At 55.4% G+C, this 21,445-nt stretch carries 21 protein-coding genes and 1 tRNA gene; 16 read left to right on the top strand and 6 right to left on the bottom strand.

Annotated elements, in window-relative coordinates; all coding sequences use genetic code 11:
* Positions 1-5: 5 nt before the first annotated feature.
* Positions 6-338 (top strand): hypothetical protein, encoded by a 333-nt coding sequence (locus tag GGQ73_RS14595; RefSeq protein ID WP_183896924.1) that lies wholly within the window; start codon positions 6-8, stop codon positions 336-338.
* Positions 339-431: 93 nt separating this feature from the next.
* Here GGQ73_RS14595 and GGQ73_RS14590 read toward each other — a convergent pair whose 3' ends face one another.
* Positions 432-1,742 carry a tyrosine-type recombinase/integrase gene (locus tag GGQ73_RS14590; RefSeq protein WP_183896923.1) on the bottom strand — a complete coding sequence of 437 codons (1,311 nt, stop codon included), beginning with the start codon at positions 1,740-1,742 and terminating at the stop codon, positions 432-434.
* Between the two features lie 168 nt (positions 1,743-1,910).
* Positions 1,911-2,000, bottom strand: a tRNA-Ser gene (locus GGQ73_RS14585).
* 260 nt (positions 2,001-2,260) lie between these two features.
* Between GGQ73_RS14585 and GGQ73_RS14580 the strand changes: the two genes are divergently transcribed.
* The 8 genes from GGQ73_RS14580 (at position 2,261) to GGQ73_RS14545 (ending at position 11,471) form a co-directional block, all read left to right on the top strand.
* Positions 2,261-3,319, top strand: coding sequence for a septal ring lytic transglycosylase RlpA family protein (locus tag GGQ73_RS14580; RefSeq protein ID WP_412762981.1), 1,059 nt, complete (start codon positions 2,261-2,263; stop codon positions 3,317-3,319).
* 174 nt (positions 3,320-3,493) lie between these two features.
* Positions 3,494-4,621, top strand: coding sequence for a D-alanyl-D-alanine carboxypeptidase family protein (locus tag GGQ73_RS14575; protein WP_183896922.1), 1,128 nt, complete (start codon positions 3,494-3,496; stop codon positions 4,619-4,621).
* 72 nt (positions 4,622-4,693) lie between these two features.
* Positions 4,694-5,365 carry a dTMP kinase gene (tmk, locus tag GGQ73_RS14570; RefSeq protein WP_183896921.1) on the top strand — a complete coding sequence of 224 codons (672 nt, stop codon included), beginning with the start codon at positions 4,694-4,696 and terminating at the stop codon, positions 5,363-5,365.
* The gene (locus GGQ73_RS14565) at positions 5,362-6,387 is read left to right on the top strand and encodes a DNA polymerase III subunit delta' (RefSeq protein ID WP_183896920.1); all 1,026 of its coding nucleotides are present in this window, start codon (positions 5,362-5,364) and stop codon (positions 6,385-6,387) included. Before tmk ends, GGQ73_RS14565 begins: the two co-directional genes overlap by 4 nt.
* 95 nt (positions 6,388-6,482) lie before the next feature.
* Positions 6,483-8,033 (top strand): methionine--tRNA ligase, encoded by a 1,551-nt coding sequence (gene metG / locus GGQ73_RS14560; RefSeq protein ID WP_183896919.1) that lies wholly within the window; start codon positions 6,483-6,485, stop codon positions 8,031-8,033.
* Positions 8,034-8,038: 5 nt separating this feature from the next.
* The gene (locus tag GGQ73_RS14555; protein ID WP_183896918.1) at positions 8,039-8,821 is read left to right on the top strand and encodes a TatD family hydrolase; all 783 of its coding nucleotides are present in this window, start codon (positions 8,039-8,041) and stop codon (positions 8,819-8,821) included.
* 3 nt (positions 8,822-8,824) lie between these two features.
* Positions 8,825-9,652 (top strand): MBL fold metallo-hydrolase, encoded by an 828-nt coding sequence (locus tag GGQ73_RS14550; protein WP_183896917.1) that lies wholly within the window; start codon positions 8,825-8,827, stop codon positions 9,650-9,652.
* 37 nt (positions 9,653-9,689) lie between these two features.
* Positions 9,690-11,471 carry a chloride channel protein gene (locus GGQ73_RS14545; protein ID WP_183896916.1) on the top strand — a complete coding sequence of 594 codons (1,782 nt, stop codon included), beginning with the start codon at positions 9,690-9,692 and terminating at the stop codon, positions 11,469-11,471.
* Between the two features lie 317 nt (positions 11,472-11,788).
* Here GGQ73_RS14545 and GGQ73_RS14540 read toward each other — a convergent pair whose 3' ends face one another.
* On the bottom strand, positions 11,789-12,037 hold the full coding sequence (locus GGQ73_RS14540; protein WP_183896915.1) for a helix-turn-helix transcriptional regulator: 249 nt from the start codon (positions 12,035-12,037) through the stop codon (positions 11,789-11,791).
* Between the two features lie 170 nt (positions 12,038-12,207).
* Here GGQ73_RS14540 and GGQ73_RS14535 point away from each other — a divergent pair, with 170 nt between their 5' ends.
* The 4 genes from GGQ73_RS14535 to GGQ73_RS14520 all read left to right on the top strand — a co-directional run bounded on the left by GGQ73_RS14535 (position 12,208) and on the right by GGQ73_RS14520 (position 14,958).
* Positions 12,208-12,534, top strand: coding sequence for a hypothetical protein (locus tag GGQ73_RS14535; RefSeq protein ID WP_183896914.1), 327 nt, complete (start codon positions 12,208-12,210; stop codon positions 12,532-12,534).
* Positions 12,534-14,393, top strand: a complete 1,860-nt coding sequence (locus tag GGQ73_RS14530) for an AAA family ATPase (protein ID WP_183896913.1) — start codon at positions 12,534-12,536, stop codon at positions 14,391-14,393. Before GGQ73_RS14535 ends, GGQ73_RS14530 begins: the two co-directional genes overlap by 1 nt.
* Positions 14,394-14,405: 12 nt before the next feature.
* Positions 14,406-14,690, top strand: a complete 285-nt coding sequence (locus tag GGQ73_RS14525) for a hypothetical protein (protein WP_183896912.1) — start codon at positions 14,406-14,408, stop codon at positions 14,688-14,690.
* A 64-nt stretch (positions 14,691-14,754) separates the two neighbouring features.
* Entirely contained in the window at positions 14,755-14,958 is a 204-nt protein-coding gene (locus tag GGQ73_RS14520; protein ID WP_183896911.1) for a hypothetical protein, read from the top strand.
* Between the two features lie 401 nt (positions 14,959-15,359).
* Here GGQ73_RS14520 and dinB read toward each other — a convergent pair whose 3' ends face one another.
* The 3 genes from dinB to GGQ73_RS14505 all read right to left on the bottom strand — a co-directional run bounded on the left by dinB (position 15,360) and on the right by GGQ73_RS14505 (position 19,267).
* Entirely contained in the window at positions 15,360-16,433 is a 1,074-nt protein-coding gene (gene dinB / locus GGQ73_RS14515) for a DNA polymerase IV (protein ID WP_183896910.1), read from the bottom strand.
* An 80-nt stretch (positions 16,434-16,513) separates the two neighbouring features.
* A complete protein-coding gene (locus GGQ73_RS14510) occupies positions 16,514-17,191 on the bottom strand; it encodes an SOS response-associated peptidase (protein ID WP_183896909.1) in 678 nt (225 codons plus the stop codon).
* Between the two features lie 9 nt (positions 17,192-17,200).
* Positions 17,201-19,267 carry an ATP-dependent helicase gene (locus tag GGQ73_RS14505; RefSeq protein ID WP_183896908.1) on the bottom strand — a complete coding sequence of 689 codons (2,067 nt, stop codon included), beginning with the start codon at positions 19,265-19,267 and terminating at the stop codon, positions 17,201-17,203.
* Between the two features lie 241 nt (positions 19,268-19,508).
* On the opposite strand from GGQ73_RS14505, the gene GGQ73_RS14500 reads away from it, so the two are divergent.
* The 3 genes from GGQ73_RS14500 to GGQ73_RS14490 all read left to right on the top strand — a co-directional run bounded on the left by GGQ73_RS14500 (position 19,509) and on the right by GGQ73_RS14490 (position 21,423).
* The gene (locus GGQ73_RS14500; RefSeq protein WP_234910975.1) at positions 19,509-20,372 is read left to right on the top strand and encodes a TIGR02587 family membrane protein; all 864 of its coding nucleotides are present in this window, start codon (positions 19,509-19,511) and stop codon (positions 20,370-20,372) included.
* 7 nt (positions 20,373-20,379) lie between these two features.
* Positions 20,380-20,787, top strand: a complete 408-nt coding sequence (locus GGQ73_RS14495; protein ID WP_183896906.1) for a TIGR02588 family protein — start codon at positions 20,380-20,382, stop codon at positions 20,785-20,787.
* 324 nt (positions 20,788-21,111) lie between these two features.
* Entirely contained in the window at positions 21,112-21,423 is a 312-nt protein-coding gene (locus GGQ73_RS14490) for a hypothetical protein (RefSeq protein ID WP_077104555.1), read from the top strand.
* Positions 21,424-21,445: the final 22 nt, after the last annotated feature.

The raw sequence follows: 21,445 nt of genomic DNA, 5'->3' as shown, positions 1-21,445 counted from the left end.
CGAAAATGAGTTTTTGGGAATGGCTTAGTTCGAACGAGGGAAAGGTCGCCCTCGCTGGTATTGCCGGATCTGCCGTTTCCGTTGCGATGGAGTGGACTGGTCCGTGGGCCAGTCTTCGCAAGTTTTTCGTCGGTGGCGTTGCGGCCTATTACCTTAGTCCGTTGGGAACCATCTTCTTCCAGTGGGCATTTGGTAAACTGAGCGTACCTGAAGAGCAATCTGCAAGCGTGGGCGGGTTTATAGTCGGAATCGGCGGGATCATCATCGTTGAGATTATCCTGAAGGCGTTTCGCCTCCGCCACGCGGAGATCGGGAGAAGCCGGCATGATGCGACCTAGAGCACGAAACATCAAAGAGGCTGCCAAGCCGCAAGGTAAAGTCGTCGCTGTGGCAAGCATCATATTGGTCGCATGGTTGCTATGCCTGCACCTTTAGGCGACGCGCTTCGCCTTTTTCAGCTTTGTGACCCGAGCCCCCGTTTCCAGTTTGCTGTTTACTACCCTGATCGGTCCCATAAGAAGTTGAGCCGCTGACGGAGCTCCGGTCAAAATAAGGTCCGCATACTCTTGAGCGATTTCACGTCTCCGCTGGGCGTGCTGTGCACGGTTATATGCGCCTTCGACTGCATCTTTCGGTTTGTGAGCAAGCATGAGATCAATGATCTTCGATTCCTGCGGGAGCCTTTCATTCATGATCGATGAAAATGAGGCCCGGAAGCCATGAGGAACGTGCCGGGAGTGATAGCCCGCCCGGTTCAGCATGTACCCCATGGTGTTGGTGGACATTGGCTGTCGTGGCTTCCTGAGGTTTGGAAAGACGAAGGGAAACCTGCCGTTCACGCGCCTGAGGACGTCGATCAGTTCCATCGCCTGCGTACACAGGGGAACGTGATGGTCGTAAGCCTCCTCATTCTTGAGGCGCTTCTTCAATTTCATCCGAGCCGCGGGGATTATCCAGACGGGGTTCTCCGGGTCGAGCTCGTCAAATTCGCTCCATGGAGTTTCAGCAAGAACACCTGGTCGAACTGCCGTCAACGCCAGCAGACGAATTGCCAGCTTGTTGTAACCTCGCCCAGGGGTGTTGTTAACGTCCGCTAGGATCTGCCTCACGCCCTGCAGAGTGATGATCGATGGTTGCCGCCCTTTCTCGAGCGGGGCGAGCGCGCCTTCGACAACTGCCGAAGGATCGGTGTCGGCGCGACCGGACGAGATTGCATAAACGAAGACAGCGGAAATCCGCTGCCGGAGGCGCTTTGCTGTTTCCACAGCGCCACGCTTTTCAACAAGCCGTAAAACCCCTAAAATCGTAGGGGCATCTATGCTTCTGATAGGCAGGTCACCCAACAGAGGAAAGACGTCTCTTTTGAGCGTCGTCAACACCTCTGCGGCGTGCCGATCGGTCCAAGTCGGTTTGGTGTGTTCATGCCATTCCTCGGCCAGCGCCTGGAACGTTTCGCCGGCCTGCTTTCGACCAATGACTTTCTCGAGCTTCTTCAGCGCGGATGGGTCTTTCCCATCCTTCAAGAGCTTGCGGGCGTCATCCCTGAGTCGTCGCGCGTCCACGAGAGACACGTCGGGATATGAGCCTAGGACTAGAAGCTTTTCCTTGTCAGCGAAGTAGTAGCGATACCGCCAGCTCTTTGACCCGGATGTGGCGACAAAGAGATGTAGGCCATTGGTGTCTGCAAGCTTGTAAGCTTTATCTCTGGCTTTTGCTTTTTTGATCGCTGTGTCTGTCAGCACGCTTGTTCTCGCTGTACCCGCATTTCAATTTGAAAGTACCCGCAACCGTACCCGCTTTTTCATGGGATTGTATGAAAAGCGGTAGGAACGAATGGGAACAGAGAAACCTAAAAATGGTTACTGCGCAAGACAAAAACGGAACATATAGGAACGTATGCGAAACATACGTGGCAGATGGGGTGGGATTCGAACCCACGGTACGCTCTCACGCACGCCGGTTTTCAAGACCGGTTCCTTAAACCACTCGGACACCCATCCACGTTATGCGTGTCGCTTTATATCGGTTTGCGTCATGCCGTCAATCCGTTCAGGTAGGCATTTTAGCGCCTCTAATGTCGACGGCGCGTTAACTCTTGGCTAACCACGTTCGTTACAATTTTATCGAAATCGCATTCAACGTTCGCAATTTCGCCATGTTGCGGGCAAGATTAGGCGCCTGTTAGGTGCTTCGATGTCAGAGGGCGTGATGATCGAGGTGTGTAGGGCTGCTGCGGAGGCGGCCCATAGTGATACGGGGCATGGATTTGAAATCTGCTGTAATGAAAGTCGGTGTGAGCGCTAAGTGGCTCGGCATTGCCGTTCTGTGCGCGGCAACGGCATCCTGTTCCACGACGTCGGAAACCAAGCCGAAGCAGAAACGCAGCAAGGAATACTTCTCCGAGTCCGAGTATGGCGTGAAAGCAAGTCCGCGCGTTGCGGATGGCGCGAATATTCCCAAGGGCGGCGGGCGGTTCCTGGTGGGTAATGCCTACACGGTCAAGGGTCGTCGCTATTTTCCCAAGGAAGAGCAGAACTACGACAAGTCAGGTCTCGCATCCTGGTACGGCTCCGCATTTCACGGTCGTCTGACGGCCAACGGCGAAGCCTATGATAAAGAACACCTCTCCGCTGCCCATCCGACATTTCCTCTGCCCAGCTATGCCCGCGTTACGAATCTGAAGAATGGCTCTTCGGTTGTCGTTCGCGTCAACGACCGCGGCCCGTTCCATGAGGGGCGTCTGATCGACGTTTCGAGCAAGACGGCAGATCTCCTGGATATGAAGGCGACCGGTACAGCCAGTGTCCGCGTCCAGTATGTGGGCCGCGCGCCGTTGGATGGTCATGATATGCCTTATTTGATGGCGTCTTACGTTCCGAAGGGCGCTCGCGGCCCCGGCATCAATCCTGAAGGACAGATCGCAAGTGGCGTGATGGTGGCGTCCGCGTCATCGTCGAACCTTCCTATCCCAAACAGCCCTGCATATGGCGGTTCCGCACAGATGGCGCTGGTCGGCTCGAAGAAGAGCCAGGCGCTTCAGGCCATGCCGCTGGTCGATGGCCCTGCACCCGTGGTGGGGCAGGGCGGTGAGCAATTCGTCGTATTGCCCGAATATGGTCCTATCCTGAACGAGCGACCTGAAGGCAACTTCTTGCGCGCGCCGACACCATCAGGCCGGTTCGCTTCAGCCTATTCGGAAGAAACCGCATCGGTCTCCAAGGCGGCAAGTGCCTTCGATAAGGTTCTTGTCAACAAAGGCGGCCTGAACGAGCAATCCATCATTGCTTTTGTGAAAAACAGACAGGGTAATGATCGCTGATCTTTACCCTTTGGTCTTGTCTCGCGCATAATCTCACGCCCTGCGTATGATTCCTCCGGTATCGGCCACAAGCGGATGCTGGTGTGTTATGACGTTATGCAGGCATTCTGATACAAGTGATGGCGGGCTCGTGTTTTGAAGCGCACATTTAACCGATATTTGAAAGCTTTTCTGATGTCAGCGTCCCTGCTGGGGGCAAGCGTCTGCACGCTCCATGCACAGTCCGGCGGGCTGGCTGTGAAAGCGCAGCAGGCCTATATGATCGATGCCGAAACCGGCACGGTTTTGCTAGCCATCAATGAAAACACACCATTTGCGCCGGCGTCACTCGCCAAGCTTATGACGGTTGAAGTGGTCATGGATGCTCTGAGCAAGAACAAGGTCAGTGCCGATACGGGCTACCCCGTCTCGGAATATGCCTGGCGGACGGGTGGTGCGCCTTCTCGCACCTCCACCATGTTTGCAGCGCTCAAATCCACCGTCAGCATCAACGACCTGCTCACAGGCATCATCGTCCAAAACGCGAATGACGGCTGCCTTGTCGTTGCCGAAGGGTTGGCCGGATCGGACGAGGCCTTTGCCAAACGCATGACGGATCACGCCACTGCGCTCGGCCTGACAGGCAGTTCCTTTGCCAATTCGACCGGCCTTCCCGATAAGGTCAGCAAGACAACAGCGCGTGACATGGTGGTGTTGGCCAAACATGTTCACGACACCTACGCGGATCGTTACGGACTTTTTGCCAAGCCCGATTTTGAGTGGAACCGCATTTTTCAGCGCAACAAGAATTCTCTCCTCGGAAATGGTATCGACGGGTTGGGGCTGGGCTTTGCAGAAGGGCAGGGATTTTCTGCAGTCGTGTCGGCCGAACGTGATGGTCGTCGCATCTATCTGACGCTTGCGGGTCTGGCTGACGATAAAACACGGCAAGAGGAAGCCCGCCGCGTCGTTGAATGGGGACTGACGGCTTTTCAAAAGCGCAATCTTTTCCAAAAGGACGAGATCGTCGGCAATATCGGCGTTTACGGTGGTTCAACGAGTGCCGTTTCCCTGACGGTCCGCGAGGAGGTGAGTGTTCTCGTTCCCATCAACAATCCCGATCGTCTGTCGGGAAGGATCGTCTATAACTGGCCTTTGAACGCTCCATTGGACACGGGCTACAACGCCGCGACGCTGAAGATTTTTTCCGGAGAAAAACTGCTCCGTGACGTGCCGCTCTATACCACGGCTGCTGTTGAAAAAGGGACGCTGACCCAGAATGCCGCGGGCGCGCTTAAGGAACTGCTTCTCTTTTGGCTGTGACTTAACCGTTTCGCAACGGTTCCGCATGGGTTAAAGACGATACGGCGTAACCGCTGAAATCAGGAAAAGACATTGCCCGAAAACACCGGATTGTTCATCAGTTTCGAAGGCGGCGAGGGTGCTGGAAAATCCACGCAGATTAAAATTCTGGCTGAAACCTTGCGTGAGCGCGGGTTTGAGGTCATCGTCACGCGTGAGCCCGGAGGCTCGCCTGGTGCCGAAGCAGTGCGGCATGTGCTGCTATCAGGTGCTGCCGAGCCTTTCGGCGTGCGTATGGAGGCTATGCTGTTTGCTGCAGCCCGCAATGACCATGTCGAAGAGGTCATTCGTCCAGCTTTGGGGAAAGGAGCCGTCGTGTTGTGCGACCGATTTCTGGATTCCTCGCGTGTCTACCAGGGAACCACCGGGAACCTTGAACCTGAATTTATCGAGACGCTGCAACGGATTGCCATCGACGGAACAATGCCGGATTTGACATTGATCTTCGACATTCCTGCCGCCGCTGGCCTGGCCCGTGCGCGCAAGCGTGCAGACGATGGCGCGACACCGGACCGCTTCGAAAAGGAAGAGCTTGAAACGCACGAGAAGCGCCGCGAAGCCTATCTCGACATAGCGCTCAACGAGCCACGTCGCTGTCGCACGGTCAATGCCGATCAGCCGCAGGACAAGGTGACGGCGGATGTGCTTTCGCTGGTCGAGCCGCTTCTTGAAAAGATCAAAGCTCGCACGGACGTCACGCAATGAGTGAGGGTCAGGGCGTTCTGGACGGGGCTATTGCGCCGCAGGAAAACACGAAACTGTTCGGCCATCAGGAGGCGGAACAATTTCTGGCACAGTCCTATCGTTCCGGCAAAGGCCACCATGCCATTCTGATCGAAGGACCCGAGGGGATCGGCAAGGCAACGCTCGCTTTCCGTTTCGCCAACCACGTCCTCTCTCATCCGGACCCGTTGGCTGCCCCGGAAACCATTGCCGATCCTGACACGGCTTCCATGGTCAGCCGTCAGATATCCTCCGGCGCATCGCACAATCTGCTACATCTCACGCGTCCGGTCGATGAAAAGACCGGCAAGGTGAAATCCGCAATTACCGTGGATGAGGTTCGCAGGGCAGGGCATTTCTTCTCCCAGACCTCAGGCACGGGAAACTGGCGCATCGTTATCATCGATCCCGCTGACGACCTCAATCGAAACGCTGCCAATGCCATTTTGAAAATACTCGAAGAGCCACCGAAACGTGCGATGTTTCTGGTGCTTTCCCACGCGCCAGGCAAGCTTTTGCCCACCATCCGGTCACGTTGCATGCCGCTGCGTCTGCTACCTTTGCAGAACAATGACATGGAGAGGGCGCTGCAAAACCTGGGCCTGACCATGTCGGCCGACAAACGCGATTCTCTGCTGGATGCGTCCAAGGGCAGCGTTTCCCAAGCGCTGAAACTTCTCAATTACGGCGGCTCGGATATCGTCGACGTCTTCGGTGAAGTCATGGCGGCAGCGGGGCCGTCTGCGCGCAGGCAGATGCACAAGTTGGCCGACGTTCTGGCGCAGAAAGACGGTGATATCGTCCTCGGCTTCTTCATGGAACACGCCACCGAGACCTTGATGGAGCGGGCGAGGGCGGCCGCTATTGCAGGCGATCTTAATGCTGCGGAACGTCACGCACGTCTTTCGTCGTCGCTTTCAGAACGAATCACCATTGCCCAGGCGTATAATCTGGACAAGAAGCAGATGGTCCTTTCCATTCTGGAAGACATGCGCGCGGTTTGAACCCATCCTTTTTGTACGGCTTTTGCTTTCGCTTGTGCGAACAATAGGCTAAGAGCGGTTTATCTCAAAACAGACCATAAAACCGATTGAGCGTCATGACAGACAAGACACCTTTCTACATCACCACAGCGATTTCCTATCCGAACGGCAAGCCGCATATCGGCCATGCCTATGAGTTGATCGCAACGGATGCCATGGCGCGCTTTCAGCGCCTGGATGGAAAGGACGTTTTCTTTCTGACAGGTACGGACGAACACGGCCAGAAGATGCAGCAGACCGCGAAGGCGGAAGGCATTACGCCGGAGGAATTGGCGCAGCGCAACTCCGACCAGTTCCGCGCCATGGGTAAATTGCTGAACGCCTCCAACGACGATTTCATCCGCACCACAGAAGAGCGTCATCATGAGGCATCACGCAATATCTGGAAGCGGATGGCGGATGCTGGCGATATTTACAAGGACAGCTATGCCGGCTGGTATTCTGTTCGTGACGAGGCTTATTATGCCGAAGATGAGACGGAAGTTCGTGCCGATGGCGTTCGCTATGGTCCGCAGGGCTCACCCGTGGAATGGGTCGAGGAAGAAAGCTATTTCTTCAAGCTGTCCGAATATCAGGACAAGCTGCTGAAGCTCTACGAAGACAATCCTGACTTTATTGGCCCAGCGGAGCGCCGGAACGAAGTCATCTCCTTCGTCAAATCAGGTCTCAAAGATCTCTCGATCTCACGTACGACATTCGAGTGGGGCGTCAAGGTTCCCGATGATCCGAAGCACGTGATGTATGTGTGGGTCGATGCGCTGACCAGCTACATGACTGCAACCGGCTACATCGAAGACAAAGACGGTCCTCGTGCGAAATACTGGCCAGCAGACGTTCACATCATCGGCAAGGATATCATCCGTTTCCACGCGGTCTACTGGCCAGCTTTTCTGATGAGCGCCGGATTGCCGCTGCCCAAGCGGGTTTTCGCGCATGGATTTGTCTTGAACAACGGCGAGAAGATGTCGAAGTCTCTCGGCAACGTTATTGATCCGTTCGAAATACTCGAAAAATTTGGCGTTGATTATGTCCGATATTTTCTGTGCCGCGAAATATCCTTCGGTCAGGATGGCAATTGCAACGACGCATTGATCGCGACACGCGTCAACGCGGATCTTGCCAACGGAATCGGCAACCTCGCCAGCCGTTCGCTGTCCATGATTGTCAAGAACTGCGATGGGCAGATACCGACTCCAGGCGCGCTGAGTGATGACGACAAGGAGCTGCTTGCAGCCGCAGATGCGCTGCAAGCAGTCTGCCGTGACGAAGTGGGCAAGCAGATGATCCATAAGGCGTTGGCCGCGATCATTGCCGTGGTTTCCGCAACAGACAGATATTTTGCCGGGCAGGAGCCTTGGGCGCTGAAGAAGACAGATCCTGAGCGCATGGGAACCGTGCTGTATGTGACTGCAGAAGTGGTTCGCCAGATCGCAATTCTGTTGCAGCCATTCGTGCCGGACTCGGCCGCAAAGCTGTTGGATACCATTGCCGCTCCTGCGGACAAGCGCGACTTCGCGGCTCTGGGGAAGAATGGTCGTCTCGCTCCCGGGACGCCACTCGACGCGCCAAAGCCCGTCTTCCCGCGCTACGTGGCGCCAGAGACTTGATGCCAATGCTGATCGATACACACTGCCACCTGGATTTCGCCGACTTCGATGCAGAGCGCGACGAGATCATTGCGCGCGCTCACGCCTCTGGTGTTTCGCAGATGGTGACGATCTCCACGCGGGTCGCACGCCTGCCGGCGCTGTTGAAGATCGCGGAAAAATATCCGTCGGTCTTTTGCTCTGTGGGTACGCATCCCAACAACGCGGATGAAGAACTCGATATCAGCGCTGATGATCTGGTTCATCTGGCGAACAGTCACGACAAGATCGTTGCTATCGGCGAGGCGGGGCTGGATTATTTCTACGACACGCAGAAACCGGAAGATCAGAAAACCGGCCTGAGACGCCACATCGAGGCGGCCCGCATGACGAAACTGCCGCTCGTCATTCATAGCCGCAGCGCCGACGACGACATGATTTCAATCCTGCGCGAGGAAAGCGGGAAGGGGCCGTTCCCCTTCATTCTCCATTGCTTTTCCGCAGGACCGGACCTTGCGAAAGCTGGAGTGGAGCTTGGCGGCTACGTTTCGTTTTCCGGTATTCTGACCTTTCCAAAGTCACAGGATATCCGCGATATCGCAGCAACCGTTCCGCTGGATCGGCTTCTGGTGGAAACGGACGCACCTTATCTGGCACCGAAGCGCTGGCGCGGAAAGCGCAACGAGCCGTCTTACGTCGTCAACACTGCCGAAGTGCTGGCAGAGGTTCATGGCGTCAGCTCAGAAGAGATGGCACGTATCACCACCGAAAACGCATTTCGCTGTTTTTCGAAAATGACGAAGGTGTAGGCAGTGACAGGCTTTCGGCGTCGCTTCACGATACTCGGTTGTGGCTCATCGCCCGGTGTGCCGCGCATCAACGGCGACTGGGGTGCCTGTGATCCTGACAACCCGAAAAATCAGCGCACCCGCGCCGCCTTCCTGGTGCAGCAATTCTCGCCGGACGGGGGCGTGACGACCGTTGTCATCGATACCGGGCCGGACTTGCGCGCACAACTGATTGCCGCAAAGGTAGAGCATATCGACGCCGTCCTCTATACGCATGCGCATGCCGATCATCTCCACGGCATTGACGATCTGCGTGGCTATTTCATCTCCAGCCGCAAGCGCATTCCCATCTATGCGGACACTGTCACCATGCAGCGCATTCGTGACGGCTTTCCCTATTGCCTTGAGACGCCGCCAGGCAGCAATTATCCGCCTATTGTCGAACCTTACCTTATTACCGATATGGGTGTGGAATTCTCGGTCAGCGGAGCAGGTGGGGCAATTCATTTCAAGCCTCACATGCAAACGCATGGCGATACCCACTCGCTTGGCTTTCGCATCGGCGACATCGGTTACTGCACCGACGTCAGCGATTTTCCGCCTGAAGCAGTGGCTACGCTTGGCAATCTCGACGTATTGATTATCGATACGTTGCAATACAAGTATCATCCCAGCCACCTGTCCCTGGAACAGTCTTTGGGCTGGATCGAAAAGCTAGACCCAAAACGGGCAGTGCTGACGCATATGCACACACCGCTTGATTATGACATAGTCTTGCATGAGACGCCGGATCACGTCGAGCCGGGCTATGATCAGATGCAATTTGAAATCGAGTTCGACGTTCGGGGTTAGAGGCGCGCGAGCGCCATGAACACGCCAAGAGAATATGATGCCGACCAAGCCGTTCAGCGCCCCCAGCCTCGCAAGCTTTTTTGATAATCTGCGTTCCACGCGGCTACGCGCTGTCTTCCGTCGCGGCGAGCTTGCTCTCGTCGTGCTTGCCATCTTCGTTGGCGCTGCTGCGGGTCTTTTCGTTGTGTTGATCGGCGCCGTCGCCACGCAGCTTCATGTGGTCATCTTCGGCGTGGAGAGGCTCAGCAGCAGTGATCTCTCCAGCTGGATTGTGCTGGCCGGGCCGCTGATGGGTGGAATTCTGCTCGGCGCTTTCATCTTCGTGATTTCCAGAACCCGCAAAAAGCCGATGATCGACCCGATCGAAGCCAATGCCTTGCACGGTGGACGCCTGTCGCTCACGGACAGCATCATTGTCTGCGTGCAGAATATCATCTCCAATGGATTTGGCGCATCCGTGGGATTGGAAGCTGGCTACACGCAGGTTGCAAGTGGCATTGCGTCCAAACTGGGTATCAATCTGAAAATGCGGCGAGGGGACATGCGTATCCTCGTCGGCTGTGGCGCAGCAGGTGCCATAGCGGCGGCCTTCAATGCGCCTTTGACCGGGGCGTTCTACGCCATCGAGCTCATCATCGGCAGCTATACGATCGTTACCCTTGCACCCTTGATCGTTTCTGCGCTGGTTGCGACCGTGGTCGCCGGGCTGCTATCGCAAAACGGCCTCAGCATCGATATCTTTGGCTCCAGTGAAGTCACGCCACCCGACTACCTACCAGCGATCTTTCTGGGAGCGGTCTGCGCTGGCATTGGCATCGTGCTCATGCAGACCGTATCCTTCATTGAGGAAACCGCGCGGAAAAGCAAAATTCCATTGTGGCTGCGACCGGCTATCGGTGGCGTAGCAGTTGGCGCCCTGGCACTGATCTCGCCACAGGTTCTGTCCAGCGGTCACGGCGCGCTGCATCTCAACCTCGATGCCAATATGACACTGGCCGGGTTGATCGGGATTTTTCTTTTGAAAGCCGCCGCCAGCGCGATCTCCATAGGGTCGAGCTTTCGCGGTGGTTTGTTTTTCGCCTCACTGTTCATGGGGTCGCTGATTGGCAAGATCTTCGCCATTTGCGCGCCCTATATCGGTTACGGTGACACTCAACCCATCGTCTATGCCGTCATCGGTATGAGCGCTTTTGCGGCCGCTATCATCGGTGGACCATTGACGATGACGTTTCTCGCTCTTGAACTCACCGGCGATTTCCAGATCACGGTGCTGGTGCTGGCGGCCGTGATCACGACGTCGCTGGTGGTGCGCACGACGTTCGGCTACTCGTTCGCAACATGGCGCTTCCACCTTCGTGGTGAAAGTATTCGCAGCGCCCACGACATCGGCTGGATACGCGACCTGACGGTTGGGAAGATCATGCGTGCCGACGTCCGCACGGCAAAAGTCAGTATGGGCCTGCCAGCGTTCAAGGAAACATTCTCGCTCGGTTCCACGCAACGCGTCATCATGATCCACGAAGACGGCCGCTACGCTGGCATCGTTCTGGTCGCTGAAATCTACGCCGACCCAATGGAACGCGACGCTGAAAAAATCAGCCTTGAGAGCTATCTGCGCTACAAAACAGACGTGCTGCTCCCGACCATGAACGCCCGCCAGGCCGCAGCCTTGTTCGACACAACGGAAAGCGAAGCGCTTGCTGTGGTCAATGACAGGATCGAAAACAGACCCATCGGTCTGCTGACCGAAAGCCACACGCTGCGTCGCTACAGTGAAGAACTGGATATCAGACGCCGCGAAGCATCAGGAGAAATATAGAGCCGGTTGAGTGCTGTGTCTGCATCGAGACAAAATCGGGTTAGTCCAGAACAAAGGACTGACCACATGTTTGCGGTAATCCGACAATGCACCCTCTAAATGTTCCAAAGAGTGCCGTTTCAATTTTATTGCTGAGTGAGTGAGTAGCAATAACGGTTGGAATTTTAGATGCTTAGCCCGGCTACCGTCCCCTGAGCGCGCGTTGCTTTGTTGCGAATAGGATATTTGGCTTGTTGCACAACACTCTCGAAAGCGTTGCGAGTTAGCTGTTGCGTTTCTGTGAAATTACAAGACCGCATAAATCGGCCCAGCGAGCCTCAGCGATCGCCATCGTCTGTCACGAAGAACAAACCCCATCCGCTACGTTCGTTGGGCTCAACGAGCTCGACTCCCCGTTCGCGGAATACGGACCTCACCTTCATCAGTGTATCGAGAAGCACGTAATCTTGGGCTGTTTCAATGTTGTAGATCGTTCGGTCCGATAAGCCGGCAAGCTCCGCCAAGTCTTTCCTGGAAAGACCTAATGCCGTGCGTGCGGCCTTCACGATGAGGTGCTTTGTCGCCATTCGCAACAAATCTCACGAGACTCGAATCCATGCAAACGAACATAAGAAAATTGTTGACATATTTCCCAAAAGCGGAAATTCATTGCCGAAATACGGAAACGAATCTTTGAGCAGTGTCCTCCTCGGCTTGGATTTAATCGTCTCCGGCGAATCAACTTTGGAGGTTCAACATGCTTAGGTTCTGCGACGGTATCGAAACCAGCCCAAGAAGGCTCATGGATGCCTACGGCGATACGTTTGTGGCGCTCGGTTACGATATTCTTGCTCGTTCTAGGTCAGCAGCCATAAATGATGATTTCGGATTGTTGAGGACGCTCAACGAGTGGAAGATCGTTTATCGGCCGGTTCCAGTCCTCGTTGGGAACTCCTGCCAAGACAAGGATCCTAGAGCGCTGGTTCCCATTTCCGAGATACAGATGCTATCAAAATCGATGGGGGTGGTTCGTTGCACTACCGGCTGGTACCGCCTCGGTGATGCTGCAGGCGGGCGCGAATAATGAGGCACCATATTAAAAAAAAGGTTTTCAGAGAACTCGCTAGAAACCCTGCCAAATTCCTTATGCTCTGCGCGCTGCGGCAGGCACTTCGTGGCACCGAGCAGTTTAAGACCGACGCAAAAGGGATCATCATTTGCGTTGTTGATAAGGCGTGGATCTCGCATGCCAAGTCAGCAGCGAATGTGTTGATGAACGGTGGCCGTGCCAGTTCAACCTACGACGACTTTCGTCGTCCTGTCTATATTATTGGTGGAACATCTCGCCCAACCACGTCGAAGGCAAGTGAGGATTTCACGGTCTTTCGCCCAGAACACCAAGTGATCTATCTCGCGACATCACTGGATGCGGTTAAGATTTCCCTCAAATTGGCCGCAGATGTCGTCGTAAGCGTCTCGCCGCCCAGCGCGAGACACATCATCGCCGCTCGCAAGGTGATTGGGGCCGAAGACATCGACGTGTCACTTGCGGAAGCGATCGCTCGGCAGGAGGCGGAGATCGTAATCGGCCTTACTATTAAAAACTCTTTGGATGGGCTGGACATCGCGAGCTTGGTTGGGCCAATTCCGGCGGCCGCTCGTCATCCCAAGCTTTCGGAACTGCCTGGCTTTGGTCCGGCGCGTCCTTGGATTGATGTGATCAAGCAGGATGTGGCCGACTGGCGAGGAGAGGTGATCCCATGGACAGACGTTGACAGAGGTGTACTGCTTATGGGGCCGCCGGGAACGGGCAAGACGCTTTTCGCCACCGCGCTTGCACGCGAACTTGGATTCACTCTTGTCTCGACGTCTGTGGGGACATGGCAGGGATCGAGAAACGGACACCTTGGCGACATGCTCGCCGCTATGACCCAGTCTTTTGCGGAGGCAACGGCGCTCCGCGGTGCCGTACTGTTCTTGGACGAACTGGATGCAATCGGAGACCGCGCTACCATGCGGGGTGATCATGCATTTTACGAAGGCAACGTAATCGGCAGATTTCTCGAACTGACTACGCTTGCACTCGAACAGCCCGGTACGATAATCGTTGGAGCGACAAACTACTCTCACCTGATAGACAATGCTGTGCTCAGATCAGGGCGGCTCGAAAAACACATCTACCTTGAGTTGCCTGAAGAAGAGGAACGCGCGGAGATCCTGTCCTTTCATATTAATAGAATGCTCTCAGCCAAAGATCTGCGCAAAGTTACGGATGAGTTACGATTAATCACGCCGGCAGATTTGGAAAGGCTTGCACGTGCGGCAAAACGCACGGCTAGGATTCGAAAGGGTGAGCTTAGCATTCAAGACGTCGAAGCGGTGCTCCCGGCGAAGGTGCCGCTTCCCGAAAACATGCTTCATCGCATTAGCGTCCACGAGATCGGCCACGCGCTCATAGCGCTGGCTTCGGGGGTCGCCGACGTAATCAGCATTCGTGTCGAATCTCATATGAGAGAGGGCGAACAAGTACAAGACGGCGGTCGGCTACACTACAAGATGCGCAATCAAGCACTTCCGACCGAAAGGGATTTGCTAGCAAAGATTCGTATTATGCTGGGCGGCACCGCGGCTGAAGAAATCGTACTTGGTAACCGGTCAATTGGCGCCGGAGGTGTCGCTGGAAGCGATCTCGATCAAGCTACACGTCTAGCCTACCGCGTTGTGGGGAGCTACGGTCTGGGGAAAAGCCTTCGTTACCAGGTAGGAGCGAACTCTGTTGACGATTCCTTCATTCCTGCGCCTGAACTTCGAGCCGAGGTCGATCATATCCTTGCACGCGAATATCGAGCGACGAAGGAACTCCTCTCTAAGGAAAAGGTACGGCTTATGCGGTTGGCTGCAGAACTGGTTGTTGACCGTCAAATGCTCATAGATAAGATGTAAGCGGGGACAATCGTGGAATTTACTGTCTATGGCCACGAGATAGGTTGCGGGCCGGATGTGGGCATGCACTTTTGCATGACACTCGAAAACACTAAAGTTGCAGTGCGAGAGTATCGGGAGGCTCTCTGGTCGCTTAATCCAGGCGGTGAACCGCTGGGCACTCTGGGTGTCTATGAGATCACCGCTCGGCTGCCGAACATCACCACGATGATCGACCTGCTAAATTCCCCTGATTCAATCTTCATGAGCTGTTTGATAAGCAAGAAACTTGTAGCTGCGGATATAGACGTGTCGTAGGTTTTGTTCTCCCTAGTCGGTCGGTCGAATCGTTGTTTGGTGAGGAAACGTCGGAGAAAACGGCATGTTAGCTGTGATGCTCAAGGCGCTGCTTGAGCGTGTTTTTGATATCCAGATCCGGCTTGGCTATTTTCGACATCTCAGGTGCGTCCGAACCGCACATTGTCGGTTTGAGCGAGCCAAAGTTCGTGCGGATAAAATCGGCATCTGCGCCTTCTCGGAACCCGAGCCAGAAATTACGATCATTTGGACTTCCGGAAAAAAATGATATGGGCTAATCGTTCGATGCCGCGCCGCAATGTAGCGTCTGCTCCATCCATAACACCACTGGTGCCATCCGCACCGGCGGCGACCGCGACCAGGACGTTTTCTTTCGCCCAAGTATTGTCGAGCGCTTTGCGTAAGTCCTCTAGCGACACCTTGTATTGCTTAGATCCGTGCAACGCTCCAGTACCCGTGTCTTGCTCTCGTCAGTCAAATGTTTCCTCGCATGAGGTCCGGCCGCAGGGTGGTCTTGGCTATGGACTGGCTTTTTCTCAGTGTCTTCGATTGCTCGCTAAGCTTTCGTGTCCTTGTTCATATCCGGCCTCCTTTGGGTGTCATGGAAAATACAACGCAGGACTTTGGTTCCGTCCACGAGTAATGTAGCCGACTGCTAGCCCGTCACGATCACAATCCAAGATCAAGCTGTGGACCTTGGGCACCGTCTTCGATGCTAAGGGAGGACAGAGTGATACCCAAAAGGCGCACTGACCTTTTGAACGGGAAAACAGACCCCAGCAATGTGTCGGCGATCTCAAGCATCATAGCCGCGCTCGAAACACTTGAAGCCAACGTTTTGCTTCGTGTTGACTGGGTAAAATCCGAATATTTGATTTTGACCGTCACCGTTTTTCCGGTGATGTCGTGCGCCTCGCAGTACCGCCAGACCTTTTCGGCTAAGGGGCGCAATTCGGCCTGAGCAAGATCGAGCGTATTGATGTCCTCGACAAACGTATCTTCAGCACCGACGGATTTTCGGATGCGGTTGGCTTTGACTTGCCGCTCATCGATGCCGCGGGCAATGCCGTAGAAGTATGGGCCTGATTTTCCGAAATGTTGTTGCAGGAAGGAGAGGGGTTTTGATTTGAGATCCAAACCAGTTTCTATGCCGTGGCGTTTCATGCGCTCTGCAGTGGCGGGGCCAACCCCGTGGAATTTCTTGACGGGAAGGGCCTCGACAAAGCCCGGCCCGTTCTTCGGCGTGATCACCGCCTGGCCATTGGGCTTGTTCAGGTCGCTCGCCATCTTCGCCAGGAACTTGTTGTATGAGATGCCAGCAGAGGCATTTAGACCTGTGACCTCCTTGATCTTGGCACGGATTTCCAGTGCTATCTCAGTAGCGATCTCCATACCTTTCAGGTTCTCGGTCACGTCGAGATAGGCTTCATCGAGTGACAGTGGTTCGATGACGGGTGTGTACTCCGCAAAAATCTCTCGAATCTGCTGGGAGACCTGACGATAGACATCGAAACGTGGCGGCACGAATATCAGATCGGGGCATTTTCGTTTGGCTGTGATCGACGGCATGGCTGAATAGACGCCGAAGGCTCTTGCCTCGTAACTCGCGGCTGCCACGACACCGCGGGCAGCAGATCCACCGACCGCCAGCGGCTTGCCACGGAGCTCTGGATTGTCACGTTGTTCGACGGAGGCGTAGAAGGCATCCATATCGACGTGAATGATCTTGCGAACGGGGTGCATGTCAGGGCCTTACCGATCGACCTTGTGCTTCCCAGAGAAGTCGATTTGCTCCCGAGCCGGGTCGATGCAACGTGATCTCTTCACAGCAACAGCCCTTCTTCCGGCAGGTCGGGTTTTGTCTCCGGAGGCACGATGACGAGCATATTGCCGGGCAGGGGTCTCTGAAGGTGACGCACCTCGTCCCAAGGTGCCGTCAGCCACGTATCGACTTCTTCCGGCGTCGTCAGGATCGCTGGCATGGCCTTTTCGTGGATGGGTGAGACAATCTCGTTGGGCGACGTCGTCAGGAAGCCAAACAGTTCAAATTCCTGCTCTCCGTCTCTGACTTTGCGAATGCCTTTCCAAGGCGTCCAGAAGCCTGCGAAGAACATCAAGGGTTTGGTCTCATCCTTGGCAAACCAGGCATTCGGCACGCGTCCGCCTCCGACCTTGCTTGCAGGATCCGGTTCCGCGAAGGACGTGAAGGGAACAACGCAGCGACTGGTCGGTCCGAGCCACCGCCGCCAGTGCGGTGAGGAGACGTTGCGGATATTGGTGACGCCGGGATCGTAGTTCTTCACGTAAGCCGGAGGTGAAGGCATGCCCCATGTTGCCCGGACGATCTCTCTTTGACCGTCTTCCGCGACACGAACGATGGGAGCCTGATAGCCGGGGAAGACGTCGAAGCTTGCCTCGTTCCACCCTGCCAGATCGCGGAATGCCCGTGTAAACTGCAGGACGGCGTCACGTGTCGTGGTCACGTTATAGAGATTGCACATCGGTCGCTCCTATTTCCACATGCCGCGCATGCGAGCGCCGACATCGATGCGGATTTGCTGGGCACTGCGTTCAGATGCTGCGGCTGAGACTTTCGGCCAAGCCATCGGTTCAAAGTATTGCAGCAGCGTCGCCGGGATGAACCGCGAACGTGATGCATAAACGTGCCTGTCGCCCTGCGAGTTCTGACCATGTGTGAAAAATCGTTGAGGTGTGATGAGCGACAGGCTGTCCTTTGCCCGCGTCATGCCGACATAGAGCAGACGCCGTTCCTCCTCAATCTCCTGCGTCGTTCCTGTCCCCAGGTCCGATGGTATGCAGCCATCGACAACGTTGAGCATGAAGACTGAACGCCATTCCTGTCCTTTGGCGGAATGAATAGTCGACAGGATCAGATAGTCCTCGTCGAGCAATGGTACGCCCGCCTGATCGCTGGTGGCATCCGGTGGATCAAGTGTCAGTTCGGTCAGGAAGCGTTCTCGGGAAGGATAGCCGCTGGCGATCTGTTCGAGTTGCAGGAGGTCGGCCTTACGGGTATCGGCATCTTCATGGATGCGCTCGAGATGCGGTTCATACCAGAGACGGGCCTGCGCGATATCCGATGGCCAGCCTTCCTGCGTTTTGCGAAGGCCTCCCAGCAATTGAACGAACGACGTCCAGTCCTCGCCAGTCTTCGGTGGTGGCGGAATTTCAGCAAGCGCCAAGAGCGGTTCGGGATCGGACGCAATCGTGTCGAGAATGACACCGGCCTTCTTGGGGCCGATGCCCGGCAACATTTGCAGAAGACGAAAGCCTGCGACACGGTCCCGCGGGTTCTGGGCGAAGCGCAGGACGGCCAGCATGTCCTTGACGTGGGCGCTGTCGAGAAACTTCAGACCGCCGAACTTGACGAAGGGAATGTTGCGGCGGGTGAGTTCGACTTCGAGCGTGCCGCTGTGGCTGGATGTACGAAATAGCACAGCCTGCTGTTTCAGCGTCACGCCAGTCTCGCGATTGGCCAGCACCTGCTCGACAATGAAATTCGCCTGTTCGGTCTCGTCCTTGACAGTGACGAGTTTGGGTCGCTCCAGCGACTCCCGTTCGGTCCACAGATTCTTGGTGAAGCGCTCGCGCGCCAGTTCGATCACACCGTTGGCCGCCGCCAGAATGGGCTGGGTCGAACGGTAATTGCGATCGAGTGTGATGACGTCTGCCGCCGGACTGAAGGAAGCTGGAAAGTCGAGAATGTTGCGAACTGTCGCTGCCCGGAAAGAGTAGATCGACTGGGCATCGTCGCCAACCACGGTCAAGCCGCGGCCGCCGGGCTTGAGTGCCATCAGGACCGACGACTGGAGTTTGTTGGTATCTTGATATTCGTCGACCATGACATGGTCGAAGCGATTACCGATGTCGTCGGCGAGATCGGGATCGCTGACCATCTGCGCCCAGTAGAGCAAGAGATCATCGTAATCGAGAACGTTCTGCGCCTGTTTTGCCTCGACATAAGCTCCGAACAATTCCCTTAACTGTTCTTCCCATGTGGCGACCCATGGATAGTGCTGTCTCAGAATCTCGTTCAGCGGCGTCTCCGAGTTGACGGCGCGTGAATAAATCGCGAGACAGGTGCCCTTGGTCGGGAAGCGGCTCTCTGTTTTGGAAAATCCGAGCTCGTGCCGCACGAGGTTCATGAGGTCGGCGCTGTCTTCTCGGTCGTGGATTGTGAAGTCGAGATTGAGACCGATCTGCTCGGCATACATCCTCAGCAGGCGGGCACCGATGCCATGAAACGTGCCGGACCAGGCAAGGGCGTCTGTCAGGACATCCGCATTGGCACCCAGTACATTGCGGCAGATGCGCTCGACGCGGCGGGCCATTTCGGAGGCGGCTCTGCGCGAAAAGGTCATCAGGAGAATACGTCGCGGGTCCGAACCATTGACGATGAGATGCGCCACGCGATGGGCGAGCGTGTTGGTCTTACCAGATCCGGCACCTGCAATGATCAACAGAGGCCCTGCTGTGTTGCCTTCAGCCAGCCCGACGCCATGCTCTACGGCCTTGCGCTGCTGCTCGTTTAGTTTTTCGAGGTAGGCAACTGCCATGCCGTTATCCTTGATGTGCGCCTACTTCGAATTCGGTATGGGCGTAGCTCCATAAACCGCTATGGATGCGTCAAAAATGACCGCGAACAAAGTGAGAACCTATCAGGTGGGTTGGAGATTGGAAAGTCCTTGATTAGCGCGACGTGATTGTCTTCGCATCCACTCTTCGATGCTGTTAAGGTTCAGCATTGCGACGATCCGGTCCTCGCGCATGACCAGAGTCATTCTGTGGAGAACGAGATTGGGTTCGAAAGTCGGCACAAGTGGTGGATTCGATACAAGCAAATTTCTCGCTGGAATCTCGCGCGGAGTTGCGGGCGCTCTTCTGTTCGCTCTACCGATGTTTATGACGATGGAAATGTGGGAGCTTGGCTTCTACATGGATCGCACCCGGCTTTTGCTCCTTCTTTTGATCAATTTGCCTCTATTGATCGGCTTGTCTCGCCGGATAGGTTTTGAGCAGACCTCGAGTTGGCGACAATCTGTCCGTGATGCTGTTATCGCCTATGCATTGGGTATGGTCGCGAGCACGTTGATCCTCTCTTCCATAGGCGTGTTGCAGACTGGTCAAACCTCACATGAGATTGTGGGCATGATTGCTCTGCTGGCGGTGCCGGCGAGCATTGGTGCCATGTTGGGCCGTAGCCAATTAGGTGGCAAATCTGACGATGAAGACGCTGAGGGTGACGATGATCCAGTTCAAAATCGCGAGACGACTTATGGCGGCGAGCTCTTTCTGATGGCGGTTGGTGCGCTGTTTTTAAATCTGAACGTGGCGCCCACCGAGGAGATGATTTTGCTTTCGTTTAAGATGACGCCTTGGCACGGCCTTGTGATCATCGCAGCGTCGCTAATCGTCATGCACGGATTCGTTTACGCGCTGTCATTTCATGGAAGCCACGATCTCGCGGAGGGTACGCCAAGCTGGCATGCTTTTGTGCGCTTTACCTTACCTGGCTATGTGATAGCAGGATCCATCAGTGCCTACTGTCTCTGGACGTTTCACCGCACTGACGACTTGGGTTCCACGCAGGTGCTTATGGCGATCGTCATCCTGAGTTTTCCCGGTGCGATCGGAGCGGCTGCCGCTCGACTTATCCTTTGAGGGTTTCATGACCAAAACAATCGGCGACAAAAGTCTCGAGGCAAACAATCCGCACTGGGTCGAGTGGGTCACCGGACTGGTATCCGCAGTAATCGTACTCGTGGTGATTTTCTGGATCGCAAAAGACGCGTTTAAAGATCAGGATACATCACCTGACCTCACCGCAACCGTAGTCATCACTGAACAGCGCAGCAACGGGTTTCAGGTGTCTTTCGAAGTTTCGAATGTTGCAAGCGCAACCGCATCGCAGGTCGCTGTCAACGGTGAAATCCGTGATGGTTCCGGTATCGTTGAGAGAGCCAGCACCGTACTGGACTATGTTCCTGGAAGATCAAAGGCGGGAGGCGGCCTGATTTTCAGAAATGATCCCAGAGGCAGGATCATTCTGTATGTGTCAGCCTTCAACGAGCCCTGAAGGTCGTTCTTCCAAAGGGGGCCGCGAGCGTCGTATGCCGCCACCACGGTTGTTGCTACCCGCATAAGCCGCGTTGCTTGGCTACGTACGTGCATATTCAGTTCTGATAACGTTTAGAAGGGAGAACTTTGAAGAGTCTCGCATGTTCGGCGTGTGCCCAGTCTGGAGACGCATCTGTCCCACGTGAAGATGGTAAGCGCCGAGCACTAGGGCGCCAATCATTTTGCCTTCGGCGGGCTAGCGATCCGCTTGAAGGCATTTTCTTGGAAACTAACCCGGCGGCAATGGGTTAGGTCTTCAATCATCACATCAGGAGATATCATTATGGCTGACGACAGCACCACCACAATCCGAGCGACATTTGATACACGCTCTGCCGCCGATATTGCGGTGGAGCACCTTGTCCAGCAGCACGGCATTTCGCGTCCGGACATCTTTATTCAGTCAGCCACCGCGGAGAACACATCAGGGTCAGTTGCATCTGGTGGCGATGTCTCGAAAAGCGGTGCGGTGCGCGGCGATGCCCCTCTCGAAGGTGAGATCGAAGTGTCCGCAGACATCCCGTCCGACAAGATCTCCGCGGTCCAGCGTAGTCTCGGCGAGGCTGGGGCACTTCGGGTATCGGGCGCTGCATAAGGCGGTTCCGCGTTGGCGAGTA

This window comes from Rhizobium skierniewicense (assembly GCF_014196515.1).
GTDB lineage: Bacteria > Pseudomonadota > Alphaproteobacteria > Rhizobiales > Rhizobiaceae > Agrobacterium > Agrobacterium skierniewicense.
The sequence above is the reverse complement of the archived record's forward strand: the minus strand, read 5'-3'. Positions and strand labels throughout refer to the sequence as shown.

Excerpts from the sequence above, each read along its gene's own strand:
- GGQ73_RS14510 (WP_183896909.1), bottom strand. The coding sequence starts at position 17,191 with ATGTGCAATCTCTATAACGTGACCACGACACGTGACGCCGTCCTGCAG.
- GGQ73_RS14495 (WP_183896906.1), top strand. The coding sequence starts at position 20,380 with ATGACCAAAACAATCGGCGACAAAAGTCTCGAGGCAAACAATCCGCAC.
- GGQ73_RS14530 (WP_183896913.1), top strand. The coding sequence starts at position 12,534 with ATGAGGCACCATATTAAAAAAAAGGTTTTCAGAGAACTCGCTAGAAAC.
- GGQ73_RS14575 (WP_183896922.1), top strand. The coding sequence starts at position 3,494 with ATGTCAGCGTCCCTGCTGGGGGCAAGCGTCTGCACGCTCCATGCACAG.
- GGQ73_RS14535 (WP_183896914.1), top strand. The coding sequence starts at position 12,208 with ATGCTTAGGTTCTGCGACGGTATCGAAACCAGCCCAAGAAGGCTCATG.
- GGQ73_RS14540 (WP_183896915.1), bottom strand. The coding sequence starts at position 12,037 with ATGGCGACAAAGCACCTCATCGTGAAGGCCGCACGCACGGCATTAGGT.
- GGQ73_RS14520 (WP_183896911.1), top strand. The coding sequence starts at position 14,755 with ATGTTAGCTGTGATGCTCAAGGCGCTGCTTGAGCGTGTTTTTGATATC.
- dinB (WP_183896910.1), bottom strand. The coding sequence starts at position 16,433 with ATGCACCCCGTTCGCAAGATCATTCACGTCGATATGGATGCCTTCTAC.
- GGQ73_RS14565 (WP_183896920.1), top strand. The coding sequence starts at position 5,362 with ATGAGTGAGGGTCAGGGCGTTCTGGACGGGGCTATTGCGCCGCAGGAA.
- GGQ73_RS14490 (WP_077104555.1), top strand. The coding sequence starts at position 21,112 with ATGGCTGACGACAGCACCACCACAATCCGAGCGACATTTGATACACGC.
- GGQ73_RS14505 (WP_183896908.1), bottom strand. The coding sequence starts at position 19,267 with ATGGCAGTTGCCTACCTCGAAAAACTAAACGAGCAGCAGCGCAAGGCC.
- metG (WP_183896919.1), top strand. The coding sequence starts at position 6,483 with ATGACAGACAAGACACCTTTCTACATCACCACAGCGATTTCCTATCCG.
- GGQ73_RS14545 (WP_183896916.1), top strand. The coding sequence starts at position 9,690 with ATGCCGACCAAGCCGTTCAGCGCCCCCAGCCTCGCAAGCTTTTTTGAT.
- GGQ73_RS14580 (WP_412762981.1), top strand. The coding sequence starts at position 2,261 with ATGGATTTGAAATCTGCTGTAATGAAAGTCGGTGTGAGCGCTAAGTGG.
- GGQ73_RS14595 (WP_183896924.1), top strand. The coding sequence starts at position 6 with ATGAGTTTTTGGGAATGGCTTAGTTCGAACGAGGGAAAGGTCGCCCTC.
- GGQ73_RS14555 (WP_183896918.1), top strand. The coding sequence starts at position 8,039 with ATGCTGATCGATACACACTGCCACCTGGATTTCGCCGACTTCGATGCA.